We start from the raw sequence: 13393 nt of genomic DNA on the forward strand, positions 1-13393 counted from the left end.
CCGTCGGCAGGAGGCGGGCAGGGAGGGTCAGGCCAGGGCCTTGCGCAGCATGTTCTCGACGCGGCCGCGGTTATGCTCGAGCCAGCGTACCAGTCGGACATTGTGCTTCAGGTAAAACAGATATTCCTGGTCCGGACAGTTCTCCCGCTCAAGGTAGTAGGCTTCAACGGTGGCCCAGCGGATCAGGCTCAGGGCGGCGGCGGTCAGCAGGGGGGAGAATGTTTCGATCTCTTCGCGGTTTAGTGGCCCTGGCGCGGGCCACTGCGCGGCGCGTTTCTGATAAGCCCGCAGGAACAGATCCGCCTTGCGCAGCCACAGGTTGCCATCCATCTTTTTTTCCCAGCAGCAGCAGAAATAGATAACCGCCAGTGCCACATCGAACAGGCGAAAATCGTAACAGGCGCGGTCGAAATCGAACACGCCGATCACCCGGTTGAGATTGTATTTCTGGTTCCCCGGGTGAAAATCACCATGAATACCCATGATCGGCAGGTTTGAAGCCGCAACCAGACGGTTGTGGATTTTTTCCGCGACCGCTGCCATGTCTTCGAGGTTTTTAAGGAAGTAGCGGTCGAAGCAACTCTGCCGCGTCTGTTCGGCACAGTGTGCAAACTCGACCGGCAGGGTGACGAGGCGTTCGCTGATGGGTCGGTGCATTGATGTCAGCCCCCCCGGATCGAAACCGGCGGCACATCGGTGCAACTCGGCGAGCATGCGGCCCGAGTAGATGTATTCTTCCCTGCTCAGGTGATTGCAGGTCCAGGAATACTTGTCCTCGCCGCCGATGAACGCGAACATCGCGTACAAAAGCTCGCCGCTGCTGTCGGGATTGGGGATCGGGCGCCGGACGAAATTGGCGCCGTCTCTGGTGCGGATCAGGGCGGCCACCATGTGGCCGCCGCGGTCGACGATATGCTCCACCAGGGAATGTTCGAAGCAGATATGCTCGATGGGGGTTCCCTGGCGGTAAATGCGCAAGAAGTATTTTTGAAAACCGCCGGCAGTGCGGGTGATGACCTTGAAACTCAGGTTGGTATAGCCCCCGTACAGCTGCACGATGTCCTGGAGTTCGCCGATATCGTAGCAGTCCCTGGCTACCCGCGCGGCCTGTTCGGCCATCAGCCTGCAGGAAAGCTGGGTCGGGTAGGAAAAATCCGGCACCGTGGAAACCTGGTGCCGTTTTCTTTGCATCAGAGGACCCCCGCCGGGCATTTAATCCGCCACCAGGACGCGAATGCCGAGGGCCTTGAGGTCTCGCAGGTATTCCTCGGGCAGCTTGTGATCGACAATCAGCAGATCGACTTTGTCGATGGGGGCGACGACAAGGTCCGCCACCCTGCCGAAAGAATTGTGTGTCGCGAGCACGATGACCTGTCCCCGTGTCTGCTGGATCATGGCTCGTTCCAGTGCGGCTTCGGTGAAGGACGGTGTGGTGATGCCGTCCCGAAAGCTGATGCCGTCGGGGATCAGAAAGGTCTTTTTGGGGTGCAGTTCCTGTAGCGTTTCCATGGTTAGCGGACCTTCCATGGAGTGTGTCTCGGGACGATACTCACCGCCCAGCAGGATCAGTTCGGCCCGTTTGCCCTTGACCTCCTGGATGGCGCCGACATTGTTGGTGTAGACACGCACCGGGATTTCCGGGTCGAGGTGGCGCAGGACGTAGAGCGCGGTGGTGCCCGAGTGCAGCAGCAGCGTGTCATGGGGTTCGATCAGGGAGGCGGCCTTGCGACCGATCTGGTCCTTGATGTCGGGCAGTTCCTTGAGCCGGGTCTCGTAGGGCTCTTCGTGGGTCATGCGCTCCTGCCGGTAAACCGCGCCACCGTAGGTCCGTTCGAGAAGGCCCTGCCGCTCAAGGGTTTCGAGGTCGCGACGGATGGTCATCTCTGAAACGCCCATCATGTCGCTCAATTCGGTGACCCGGATGGTCAGTCGTTCGCGCAGCAGGTTGCGGATGCGCATGTGCCGTTCGGCCGGAAGCAGTTGGTCGTTGCTGCCGGAAGCACTCTCGGATCTCGTGATTTTACCATTCTCTTCGAGCATCGCGTATTTGTTCGATCCTTTCTGTTTTTGTTCTTTTATAACATTTCCAACCGCTTCAGAGCAATGAAAGTTTTCTCTCCCAGAGACTTTCAACGGTGTTTTTCTTTTTCAACTCCCGGATTGCAACTGATCTGGAGTTTCAGGGGTGATTATTGCCCGCAAAATATCGGGGATGTGAGATGCGATGGTAGTTTTTCTGATAAAATATGAACGATTTGGTATGAAAGTGTACACGGTCTTAAAAGGGTTGGGCGCGTCGAAGATGTCCGTTTTCAGCTGTCGGGTTGTCTGGTTTGTTTTATTTAAGGCTTTCAAAAACAGGGCTTTACAAAAATATATTGAGCGCCGTGCCGGGCTCCCGGCAGGATGCCAATCCTTCAGCTGGGAAGTGTGGAAGCGTGTTCTAAGATGCTTGGGTTGTGTCCGAAATAACACTTGACAACATAAACGAACATGCCATACGATTCAGGTGTTCATATGAACGTTTCACCCATCCGGGTGCGACGGTCTTTTCAAAGCGTTGCGCCGTCGCCGGCTTCGGCACAAGGGTCGGTCCGTCGGGGTGTTCCGGATCCGTTGTCCGACGGTTGATGGTTTGAAAAGCTGCACGGTCGCACAAATGATTGCAATGCCCTTTGCCTGTGGCAGGGGTCACATCGGGGGCAGGACAAAACAACCATTTTATTGGAGACGGCATTATGGCTAACGGGGTGCAAACAGCAAGTATGGCCGGAACCCGCGTTTCGGCAAGGCAGGTTTTCGAACGAAAGGAATTGGGGTTTGTCAAACGCGGCCTGGCAACGGCCCTGGGCTCCGGCATGTTGTGGGGGCTGGACGGGGTTGTTCTCGGCATTGCGCTGGCCATGGCCCCTTTTACCGCCGGGGCCACCATGTATGCGGCCCCGCTGGCCGGGTCGGCTCTGCATGACGGCTTTGCCGGACTGTGGCTGGCTCTCTACAACCTGTTCACCGGGCGCTGGAAAGACATCGGCCGCTCTCTCAAGACCTTTCCCGGCTTCATTGTCTGTGTGGCCGCCCTGCTTGGCGGGCCTATCGGCATGGGCGCCTATCTGCTCGGCATCAACTTCGCCGGGGCCGCCTACGCCATGGGCATATCAGCCGGCTATCCGGTTGTCGGCGCGATTATGGCGCGGCTGATTCTCAAGGAAAAGATCAGCCCCCGCGTGTGGTTCGGCATTCTCACCTGCGTCACCGGCGCGGTTATCCTCGGCTATGTTCCGCCCGAGGGCGGCACCATGCCCAACTTCTATCTCGGCATCGGCTGTTCCCTGCTGGCCGCTTTCGGCTGGGGTACGGAAGGCGTACTGGCTACCTTTGGCATGGATATGGTTGATCCCGCCGTGGCCATCAATATCCGTGAAGCGACCTCCTGTGTCGTTTCCGTACTGGCGGTATTGCCCCTGGTCGCCGGACTGGCCATTTTCGGGCAGGCCCTGATCACGCCCAATGTTATCTGGGTCATCGCTCTGGCCGGCATGGCCGGCGGCTTTTCCTATCTGCTCTGGTACAAGGCTTTCAGCATGTGCGGCTGCAGTCGCTGCATGGCTCTGAATATCACCTACGCTATCTGGGGTCTGGTATTTTCCTACTTCATGACCGATGTCGCGATTACCAGCAATCTGGTGGTTGGCGCGATCGTTATCACCATCGGCGCCATCCTGGTTGTCGGCAATCCCAAAGAAATGATCAACCTGCGGGCGGAGGCTTAACATGGCAGCTGTACTTCCTATGCGATTCCGTATTCTTCACTTTTTCTCGACAGTGAAGGAGTCTTCGATCAAAGAACTGATGAACGCGTTGCGCTCCGAGTATGGTGCTGAAGGGCAGTTCAATGAAAATGTCATCGGCGAACACCTTCTTTCCATGAGGGCCGGCGGGTTGATCGAAACCCGGGATATCGAACTGGACCGGGACGGTAATCTGGTGGTGAACTATGCCATTACCGAATTCGGGCAGGGGCGTCTCAAATATCTGCCCAAAGCCTGGAAGGTCTGATACGGCGCATCGTGGCCGCCCCTCAATTCGGGGCGGCCACGATGCGAACAAGCGGTACCCTGCCATGAGCGGTTTTTTCAGTCACGATTCACACAACCGAAAGGTTTTATCCGGTTTCCACCAGGGTTTTCCATCAGATGGGAACCCGCCGGCAACAGGAGTTGCACCATGAGCGAACAGGGACAGTTGCAAGGCATGGTTTTCGATATTCAGAAATACTCCATGCATGATGGGCCCGGTGTCAGGACCCTGGTGTTTCTCAAGGGGTGTCCGTTGTGCTGTAAGTGGTGTTCCAACCCTGAGAGTCTCGCCCCCGGTTTCCAGGTGATGTGCCTGGCTGAACAGTGTGTATCCTGCGGCCGCTGCGTGGAGGTCTGCCCCGCGGGCGTTCACACCCTGGTCGCGGTCGATAATGGTCCGATGCAACATCGGATCGACAGGCAGGCCGCCTGTACGGGCTGCGGCGCCTGTGTTGCGAGCTGCGGGGCCCGGGCGCTGCGTGTTGCCGGACGCGAGATGACGGTGGGGGAAGTTGTCGAGGTGGTCATGGAGGATCACTTCTTTTACATGACTTCCGGCGGCGGGGTGACCGTCGGTGGCGGCGAGCCCACCATGCAGCACGACTTTGCCGGCGCTATTTTGCGGGAGTGCCGGCGCAACGGCGTGCATACCGCGATGGAAACCTGCGGCCAGGCTGCGGCGGAGGTGTATCGCGAGCTGGCCGGCTGCACCGATCTTTTCCTTTTCGACCTCAAGCACATCGATTCCGAACGACATCGGGCCTTTACAGGCGCCGGCAATGAGCGTATTCTTGCCAATCTGGGCATGTTGCTGGATATGGGCGCCAATGTCGTGGTGCGCATGCCCCTGATTGCCGGGGTGAACGACGACGTCGCAGCCTTGTCTGGTACACTGGACTGGCTGGTGCGGGCCGCGCAGGGTAAGGCCAATCTGAGGGGCGTCGAAGTTTTGCCCTACCATCGCCTCGGCGTCACCAAATACCGTCAACTCGATATGCAGTACCCCATGGGAGAGATGCCTGCCCATACCCCGGCACAGCTGGCGGAAGTCGATGCGATTCTCGCCCGGTACGATCTTCCCGTCCGGATTGTCAAGCATGGCTGAGTGGCATGGAATATGCTGAAATGCGGCGGTGCCTGTCGCGTCGCTGAGTCGGCTTCATAGGGCAGCAGGGCGCTGTCTGCCGATTCACGAATCTTGCAGATTTTGCACATCGTGACAGGGCTGGCCGCGCCGGCAAGAGCCGCTGTCTTCCAGGCGACCCGGGCAAGTTTCACCGTGCTCGTGGAGGCTGAAATAATGCATTTTGGCGGCTGCGGAAGTTTCAGATTTGGTGACCAGGGTGGGCCATTCCAAAAACTGTTGCACGGTTTTTCGGCGTGTCTGCCTTTTTTTTGGTCAATTTAGCGGTTCACCGTTTTGTGCTTGTCGCTGTTGGCTGCGCAAACCGGGACCGTCAGTACTGATTTTTGTATTCACGTGAGGTAGCACTGTGGACAATATCGACTGGACGCTGTGGCTGCAGGCGGGCAACTTCGTGGTGTTGATAGTCCTGTTGGAGCGTCTGCTGTACCGGCCGCTGCAGGCGGTTGTGGATCAGCGCCAGGCACGGCAGGAACAGGCTCTGGAGCGCAGCCGGCAGCTGGAGGAACACACCGAGCGGCAGCAGCAGGCCTATGACGCCCGGCTGGCGCAGGTACGCAACGAGGCGCAACAGGCGCGAACCGCAGTATTGGCCGAGGCTCAGCGGCAGCAGTCCCAGCTGCTGCAGCAGTCCCATGCGCAGGCGGCGCAGGTGCTGGAGCAGGTGCGCCACGAGGTGGCCGGGCAGCTGCAACAGCAATCCGAGCAGCTGCCGCGACTGGCCGCGCGTCTGGGAGAAGCAGCTGCGGCGCGGCTGCTGGGGAGGCCGTTGTGAAGGGGTCACGGTGCGGTGTGTTGGCCGGCGGCTGCGGGCTGCTGGTGACGCTGGTGTTTACGGCGACGGCACTGGCGACCGAGGCTGGCGGCCACGGTGGCGGCCAGATGAAGGATTTTGCCTATCGCCTGCTCGATTTCGGTATCACCGCCGGGGCCTTGTACCTGATACTGCGTGGTCCCTTGAAGCGGGCCCTTGAGGGGAGGCAGCGGCGCGTGACCGAAGAGCTGGAACAGGCGCAGCAGATGCAGCAGGCTGCCGAGCAGTGCTACGAAGCCTGCCAGCGGCAGCTGGCCGATGCCGACGCCAGCATCGCGCAGCTGCGTGCCGAGCTGGCCGCGGAGAGCGCCGGTCAAAGTGCGCGTATTGAAGAACAGGCGCGCCAGATGGCGGAGCAGATAAGCCGCGAGGCCTCGCGTAGCGCCGAGCGGGAAATCGAGGCGGCGCGCCGGCAGTTACGTGCCGAGGCGGTGCGGCTGGCGATGGAACTGGCGGAGCAGCATCTCAAGCAGCAGCTCGGACCGCAGGAGCAGTCGCGGTTGATCGATACCTGCCTGCGCGAGGTGGAGGACAAGTCATGAAACACCGCGTCATTGCAAAACGCTACGCCATGGCCCTGGTGAATCTGGCGGCACGGCGGCAGCATCTGGAGGGGCTTGGTCAGCAGCTGACCCGTCTGCAGCGGGCGTTTGCCTGCGAGCCGCGTCTGCTTAAACTGTTGAGCAGCCCGACGCTGGACGGCACGAAAAAGGCCGGTCTGCTGGCGGGCCTTTGCGACTATCTGCAGCTGGATGCGGAACTGCGCAGTCTGCTGCGGCTGTTGCAGCAGCGTCAGCGGCTCGACAGTTTCGACGCGCTGGTCGACGTCTGCCGGCAGTTGATCGATGCGCGACTTGGCATCGTGCGGGCGCGGGTGGACAGTGCCGCGCCGCTGGAGGCGGATACGGCACGGGCCATCGAGGCGGTGCTGGAACGTCGTTTCGGCGGCAAAGCCGAGCTTGACACGCACGTGGATGCCCAGTTGCTGGGCGGGGTGCGTATCGAAGTCGCCGGGCAGGTGCTCGACGGCACACTGCGGGCCGGGCTGCGGCGCATGGCGGTATATCTCAACGAAGAGGCTTTCCCGGGAAAGCATAAAGGGTGAAACAGGTCATGGACATCAGAGCGGAAGAAATCTGCGCCATTATCGAGCAGCAGATCGAGAACTTCGATAGTCGGATCGAACTGAGCGAAATGGGCACCATTATCTCCGTCGGGGACGGCATCGCCCGCATCCACGGTCTGGATCGCGCCATGGCCGGCGAGCTGCTGGAATTTCCCGGCGACGTGATCGGCATGGTGCTTAACCTCGAGGAAGACAACGTCGGGGCGGCGATTCTGGGCGAGACGCATCACATCAAGGAAGGCGACAGCGTGCGGCGCACCGGGCGCATCGTCGAAGTGCCGGTGGGCGAAGCGCTGGTCGGGCGGGTGGTCAACGGTATCGGGCAGCCGATCGATGGCGGCGGGCCGCTGCAGGATGCCACGGCGCGGCAGGTGGAGATCAAGGCGCCGGGTATCGTCACGCGCAAATCGGTGCACCAGCCGCTGCAGACCGGGCTGAAAGCCATTGACGCGCTGGTGCCGATCGGGCGCGGGCAGCGTGAGCTGATCATCGGCGACAGGCAGACCGGCAAAACCGCACTGGCCATCGACACCATCATCAACCAGAAAGGCCAGGACATGGTCTGCATCTATGTCGCCATCGGTCAGAAACAGTCGACGGTGGCGCAGGTGGTGGACAAACTCAAACAGCACGGCGCCATGGACTACACCATTGTGGTGTGCGCCGGGGCCAGTGAGCCGGCACCGCTGCAGTTCATCGCCCCCTATGCCGGGGTGACCATGGGCGAATATTTTCGCGACAGCGGCCGCCACGCCCTGATCGTGTATGACGACCTGTCCAAGCACGCCGTGGCTTACCGGCAGCTCTCGCTGCTGCTGCGGCGTCCCCCCGGCCGTGAAGCTTTTCCCGGCGATGTTTTTTATCTGCACAGCCGTCTGCTGGAGCGGGCCGCCAAACTCAACGACGGACTCGGCGGCGGCAGCCTCACGGCGCTGCCGATCATCGAGACGCAGGCCGGCGACCTGTCGGCTTACATCCCGACCAATGTCATCTCCATTACCGACGGGCAGATTTTTCTGGAGGCGGACCTGTTCTACTCCGGGGTGCGCCCGGCCATCAACGTCGGCCTGTCGGTGTCCCGCGTCGGCGGCAGCGCCCAGGTCAAGGCGATGAAACAGGTGGCCGGCACCCTGCGGCTGTCGCTGGCCCAGTACCGGGAGATGGCGGCCTTCGCCCAGTTCGGTTCCGACCTCGACGCCGCCACGCAGAAGCAGCTGGCACGGGGCGCGCGGCTGGTGGAGATCCTCAAGCAGCCCCAGTACCAGCCGCTGGCGGTGGAAAAGCAGATCCTGATCATCTATGCCGCCAACAACGGCTATGTCGACGCCTATCCGCTGGGGGCGCTGCGGCGCTACGAAGAACATCTGTACAGCTATCTGGAAACCCATCACGGGGCGCTGCTGACCGACCTGGCGGAGAAGAAAGCCATCGATGGCGAACTCGACGGGCGCATCAAGGCTGCCCTGTCGGCATTCGGGGAGCAATTCGCACCCTGAGGGGCGAAGCTTTAAGCTGCAAGCTAAAACCTTAAAAAACAAAACTTATAGTTGCCTTTAACTTACAGCTTACAGCTTCGAACTGACAGATCTTCTTTCGGAGAAAGAAGGACCCATGGCAAACCTGAAGGATATCAAAAAGCGCATCGCCTCGGTAAAGAGCACCCAGCAGATCACCCGGGCCATGAAAATGGTGGCGGCGGCACGGTTTCGCAAGGCGCAGGCCGCTATCGTGGCGGCGCGGCCCTACGCGCAGCGGATGCAGCAGGTGCTGGCGTTTCTGGCACTGCATGAGGACCCGGAGGCGCATCCGCTGCTGCAGCAGCACGAACGGCGCGGCCGCGCCATGGTGCTGGCGCTCGGTTCCGACCGCGGCTTGTGCGGAGGCTTCAACCTCAATATCGCCAAGGCCTGTGAGCAGCTGATTGGAAACAATCCCGATGGGTTCGACGGTTTTGAACTGGTGGTGATCGGGCGCAAGGGGCGTGAACAGCTGAAAATCCGCGGTCTGCAGGCCGATCAGGTGTATGAGGACATCACCGCCGAGGCCACCTACGCCACTGCCGCGCTGCTCGGCCAGGAAGTGGTGCAAAACTACTGCGCGGGCACCTGCGACGCCGTGTACCTGATCTACAACGCTTTTTTCAGTGCCATTCGCCAGGAAGTCGTCATTGACCGGCTGCTGCCCATCGCGCCCACCGTGCCCATTGCGCCGGCCGATACCGGATTTCCGGTGCATCCGCTGTACGAGCCGACGCGCGGCGAGGTGCTGGCTTCGATTCTGCCCAAGCATATCGAGGTGCAGATCTACCGGGCGTTTCTGGAATCGATGGCTTCCGAGCACGGCGCGCGCATGAGCGCCATGGACAGCGCCAGCAAAAATGCAACCGAGATGATCGACCGGCTGACGTTGCAGTACAACCGGGTGCGCCAGACGGTGATCACCACCGAACTGGTGGAGATTATCTCCGGAGCGGCGTCCATACAGTAATTAGGCAGGACTGACCGAAACAGCGGCGTTCACCGCAGAGCCCGCGGAGGGCGCAGAAAAATCCACAAATAAATGATCTTTCCTCCGCGTTCTGTGCGTGCCCGAGTAGGCGGAGCGAACGGGCGGTGAAAAAGGAAGGCATATCATGAACACAGGCAGAATCACCCAGGTTATCGGTCCGGTCATCGACGTCGAATTCGAGCCCGGACAGCTACCCGAGATCTACCATGCCCTGAAGGTGACCAATCCGGGTCTTGGCGACGGAGAATGGAACCTGGTGGCGGAAGTCGCCCAGCACCTCGGGGAAAACACCGTGCGCGCCATTGCCATGGACTCTACAGACGGGCTGGTGCGCGGCCAGCAGGTGCTCGACACCGGCCGCCAGATCAGCGTGCCGGTCGGCCGTGCCACGTTGGGGCGCATCCTCAACGTCATCGGCGAGCCGGTGGACGAACAGGGACCGGTGGAGGCCGATACAACCTGGGAGATCCACCGCCCCACTCCCGAATTCGTCGACCAGTCGACCAAGGTCGAAGCCTTCGAGACCGGCATCAAGGTCGTCGACCTGCTGGCGCCCTACGCCCGCGGCGGCAAGATCGGCCTGTTTGGCGGCGCCGGGGTCGGCAAGACGGTTCTGATCATGGAGCTGATCCACAACATCGCCAAGAAACACGGCGGTTTTTCGGTCTTCGCCGGGGTCGGCGAGCGCACCCGCGAGGGCAACGACCTGTGGAACGAGATGAAGGAGTCCGGGGTGCTGGACAAGACCTCGCTGGTCTACGGGCAGATGAACGAACCGCCCGGCGCCCGCGCCCGCGTGGCGCTGTCGGCGCTGACCGTGGCCGAGTACTTCCGCGACCAGGAAAACCAGGACGTGCTGCTGTTCATCGACAACATCTTTCGTTTTACCCAGGCCGGCTCCGAGGTTTCGGCGCTGCTGGGGCGCATACCGTCGGCGGTCGGTTACCAGCCGACCCTGTCCACCGAGATGGGGGAGCTGCAGGAACGCATTACCACCACCAAGCACGGTTCCATCACCTCGGTGCAGGCGATCTACGTGCCGGCCGACGACTTGACCGACCCCGCGCCGGCCACCACCTTCGCGCATCTGGATGCCACTACGGTGCTGTCGCGTCAGATCGCCGAGCTGGGGATTTATCCGGCTGTCGACCCCCTCGATTCCACCAGCCGCATCCTCGATCCGCAGGTGCTCGGCGAAGACCACTACCGGGTTGCCCGTGACGTGCAGTACGTGCTGCAGCGATACCGGGACCTGCAGGATATCATCGCCATTCTGGGCATGGACGAGTTGTCCGAAGAGGACAGGCTGGTCGTATCGCGGGCGCGCAAGATCCAGCGGTTTTTGTCGCAGCCGTTTCATGTGGCGGAAATCTTCACCGGTACGCCGGGCAAGTACGTGGAACTGAGCGAGACCATCCGGGGTTTCAGGGAAATCGTCGAAGGGCAGCACGACAGCGTGCCCGAGCAGGCCTTCTACATGGTCGGCGGCATTGACGAAGTGCTGGAGAACGCTGCCCGGATGGCACCTTAAAAAGGAAAGTCCCCATGGCGCAGAAACTGCAATTGGAAGTGGTGACGCCGGCCGGTCAGGTGCTCAGCGAAAAGGTGGACGAGATCACCGCGCCGGGCAGCCTCGGGCAGTTTGGCGTGCTGCCGGGCCATACGCCAATGCTGACCACCTTGCAGGTCGGCGAATTCAGCTACCGCAAGGGGCGCGAGGTGACCTATCTGGCGGTCAACTGGGGCTACGTGGAAGTGGCCGACGACCGGGTCCTGGTACTGGTGGAGACTGCCGAGCGGCAGGACCATATCGACCTTGCACGGGCGCGGACGGCGCTGGGTCGCGCCGAGGCGCGGCTCAAGGAGCTGACCCCGATGGACAAGGAATACCACAACCTGCAGGCCGCCCTGCGACGCGCCCTGGTGCGCATCCAGGTCGTTTCTCGCGGCAGACGGCGTTGACGGGCAGGACAAACCCTGTAAAGCGGGACGCAAACCATGACACATCCCTTTATATTTCTCAACTGGCTGCTCGAAAAAGTGCGGTTTGGTCTGTCCACGGACATGCTGGCGCATCACGGATTTTTCCAGCATGTCACCCACACCTGGCTGGTGATGGCCTTCCTCGCGGCCATCGGCTGGCTGGCCACGCGACGGGCCGACATGGTGCCGACCGGTCTGCAGAACCTGGTGGAAGCGATACTGGTCGAACTGCGGCGCATGGCCCGTGAAACCATGGGCTCCAGAGGGGTGGTCTATTTTCCCCTGATCGCCACGCTGGCGCTGTTTCTGCTGGTGTCGAACCTTCTTGGCCTGATTCCCGGGTTCGCGCCTCCCACCGCCAGCCTCAACACCAACCTCGCCCTGGCCCTCACCGTATTCGCCATGACCCATATCATCGGCTTTCGCGAACACGGCATCCGCTATCTGAAACATTTCACCGGACCCATCTGGTGGCTGGTGCCTCTGCTGCTGCCCATCGAAATCATCGGTCATCTGGCCCGGCCTCTGTCGTTGTCCCTGCGACTGTTTGGCAATATGTATGGCCACGAAATCATTCTCATGATTTTCTTTACCCTGGTGCCGCTGCTGCTGCCGATCCCCATGATGATCATGGGCATCTTTGTCGCCTTCATCCAGACCTTTGTTTTCACGCTGTTGTCCATGATCTACATTGCCGGGGCGCTGGAGGAGGCACACTGACTTCACGTCGGAGACCGGCCCCGGATCCGGGAACAAGACCATCGAAATAAAAACGCAGTGACGGCTCAAGCCCGTCCCATCCAGAGACAGACAAGGAGAAGAACAATGGATTTTTACACCTGGGTTGTGATTGTCGCCGGTTTCGGCATGGCCATTGGCGCCATGGTGCCCGCCATCGGGCAGGCCATGGCAGTAAAAACCGCCCTGGAGGGCGTGTCCCGCAATCCCGGCGCCAGCGGCAAGATTCTGACCACCATGATGATCGGCGTCGCCATGATCGAATCGCTGGCCATCTACGTGTTCGTCGTGGTCATGATCCTGCTGTTCGCCAATCCTTTCAAGGATGTGGTATTGCAACTGCTCACAAAATAATGCTCCACCATCCTGCCATCTGCAACCGGCAGCGGGGGCGGTAACAGCGCTTCCGCTGCCGCCTGCCGTTTCGGGTCGGCAAGGATGCACGCCCATCACCCATGCACCACGGCACGGCGCCGGCTCTCCACCAAGGAGATGCCGGCGTTTGTGCGTTGGCTTTCGCGGCTCGGGAAATTAATATTAAAGCCGTTGAAAGAGGGTGCGTCCTCTGCTATTTTCCATAAAGAGCTTCATTGGGAATTCATTAGAAATCACCCGCTACGCTCGCACGCGTCCCGGGCCGCAGAGGAGCAGGCTGTGGCCGAACCTCCATCTTCCTCAGCAACACCATCCAAAGCGTCTTTGCCGTCGAGACAAACGGCTCTCTTCCCGCCACAGGCAATCATCCGTCCGGTCGGCGAGCCCTGCGCAACCGCCTCGTCGTCACCGCCGCCGTTCAATCCGCCTGAAGGCATACGAGTATGCCGCCGAGGGGGCATATTTCGTGACCATGTGTTTTTAGAATCGGGAATGTCTGTTGGGTGAGGTCGGCGTCGGCGTGACGTATTTTGTTGGAGATAGAGGTTAAAATTTCGATGGCTGAGGCGTGAATTCTCCTGCTTGTGTAACCTCAATATTTTTGTGACGGGCGTCTGCTGGTCGAGATT

General features: G+C 60.6%; 14 protein-coding genes. 12 read left to right on the forward strand and 2 right to left on the reverse strand.

Annotated features, from left to right (window positions below):
• Positions 1 to 27: 27 nt before the first annotated feature.
• Together AB7E65_RS00490 and AB7E65_RS00495 are read right to left on the reverse strand one after the other, a co-directional pair.
• Positions 28 to 1191, reverse strand: a complete 1164-nt coding sequence (locus AB7E65_RS00490; protein WP_428745069.1) for a phosphotransferase — start codon at positions 1189 to 1191, stop codon at positions 28 to 30.
• Between the two features lie 21 nt (positions 1192 to 1212).
• Positions 1213 to 2040 (reverse strand): DeoR/GlpR family DNA-binding transcription regulator, encoded by an 828-nt coding sequence (locus tag AB7E65_RS00495; RefSeq protein ID WP_072287148.1) that lies wholly within the window; start codon positions 2038 to 2040, stop codon positions 1213 to 1215.
• Between the two features lie 698 nt (positions 2041 to 2738).
• Here AB7E65_RS00495 and AB7E65_RS00500 point away from each other — a divergent pair.
• The 12 genes from AB7E65_RS00500 (at position 2739) to AB7E65_RS00555 (ending at position 12743) form a co-directional block, all read left to right on the forward strand.
• Positions 2739 to 3770 carry a DMT family transporter gene (locus tag AB7E65_RS00500; RefSeq protein ID WP_083558717.1) on the forward strand — a complete coding sequence of 344 codons (1032 nt, stop codon included), beginning with the start codon at positions 2739 to 2741 and terminating at the stop codon, positions 3768 to 3770.
• A gap of 1 nt (position 3771) precedes the next feature.
• Entirely contained in the window at positions 3772 to 4056 is a 285-nt protein-coding gene (locus AB7E65_RS00505) for a DNA-binding protein (protein ID WP_072287150.1), read from the forward strand.
• A gap of 168 nt (positions 4057 to 4224) precedes the next feature.
• Entirely contained in the window at positions 4225 to 5181 is a 957-nt protein-coding gene (gene cutD, locus AB7E65_RS00510; protein ID WP_428745070.1) for a choline TMA-lyase-activating enzyme, read from the forward strand.
• 388 nt (positions 5182 to 5569) lie between these two features.
• Positions 5570 to 5995: a hypothetical protein gene (locus AB7E65_RS00515; RefSeq protein ID WP_428745071.1), complete on the forward strand. Its 426-nt coding sequence runs from the start codon at positions 5570 to 5572 to the stop codon at positions 5993 to 5995.
• Positions 5992 to 6576, forward strand: coding sequence for a hypothetical protein (locus tag AB7E65_RS00520; RefSeq protein ID WP_428745072.1), 585 nt, complete (start codon positions 5992 to 5994; stop codon positions 6574 to 6576). Before AB7E65_RS00515 ends, AB7E65_RS00520 begins: the two co-directional genes overlap by 4 nt.
• Entirely contained in the window at positions 6573 to 7139 is a 567-nt protein-coding gene (atpH, locus tag AB7E65_RS00525) for an ATP synthase F1 subunit delta (RefSeq protein WP_072287155.1), read from the forward strand. Before AB7E65_RS00520 ends, atpH begins: the two co-directional genes overlap by 4 nt.
• Positions 7140 to 7147: 8 nt before the next feature.
• The gene (gene atpA / locus AB7E65_RS00530; protein ID WP_072288127.1) at positions 7148 to 8656 is read left to right on the forward strand and encodes a F0F1 ATP synthase subunit alpha; all 1509 of its coding nucleotides are present in this window, start codon (positions 7148 to 7150) and stop codon (positions 8654 to 8656) included.
• A gap of 115 nt (positions 8657 to 8771) precedes the next feature.
• On the forward strand, positions 8772 to 9647 hold the full coding sequence (atpG, locus tag AB7E65_RS00535) for an ATP synthase F1 subunit gamma (protein WP_072287156.1): 876 nt from the start codon (positions 8772 to 8774) through the stop codon (positions 9645 to 9647).
• A 145-nt stretch (positions 9648 to 9792) separates the two neighbouring features.
• A complete protein-coding gene (gene atpD, locus AB7E65_RS00540; protein ID WP_072287157.1) occupies positions 9793 to 11199 on the forward strand; it encodes a F0F1 ATP synthase subunit beta in 1407 nt (468 codons plus the stop codon).
• A 14-nt stretch (positions 11200 to 11213) separates the two neighbouring features.
• Positions 11214 to 11630, forward strand: coding sequence for a F0F1 ATP synthase subunit epsilon (locus tag AB7E65_RS00545; protein ID WP_072287158.1), 417 nt, complete (start codon positions 11214 to 11216; stop codon positions 11628 to 11630).
• Positions 11631 to 11666: 36 nt separating this feature from the next.
• Positions 11667 to 12371: a F0F1 ATP synthase subunit A gene (atpB, locus tag AB7E65_RS00550; protein WP_072287159.1), complete on the forward strand. Its 705-nt coding sequence runs from the start codon at positions 11667 to 11669 to the stop codon at positions 12369 to 12371.
• Between the two features lie 105 nt (positions 12372 to 12476).
• The gene (locus AB7E65_RS00555; protein ID WP_072287160.1) at positions 12477 to 12743 is read left to right on the forward strand and encodes a F0F1 ATP synthase subunit C; all 267 of its coding nucleotides are present in this window, start codon (positions 12477 to 12479) and stop codon (positions 12741 to 12743) included.
• The last annotated feature ends 650 nt before the right edge of the window (positions 12744 to 13393 follow it).

It is taken from the genome of Syntrophotalea sp., from assembly GCF_050253115.1.
Lineage (GTDB): Bacteria > Desulfobacterota > Desulfuromonadia > Desulfuromonadales > Syntrophotaleaceae > Syntrophotalea > Syntrophotalea acetylenica.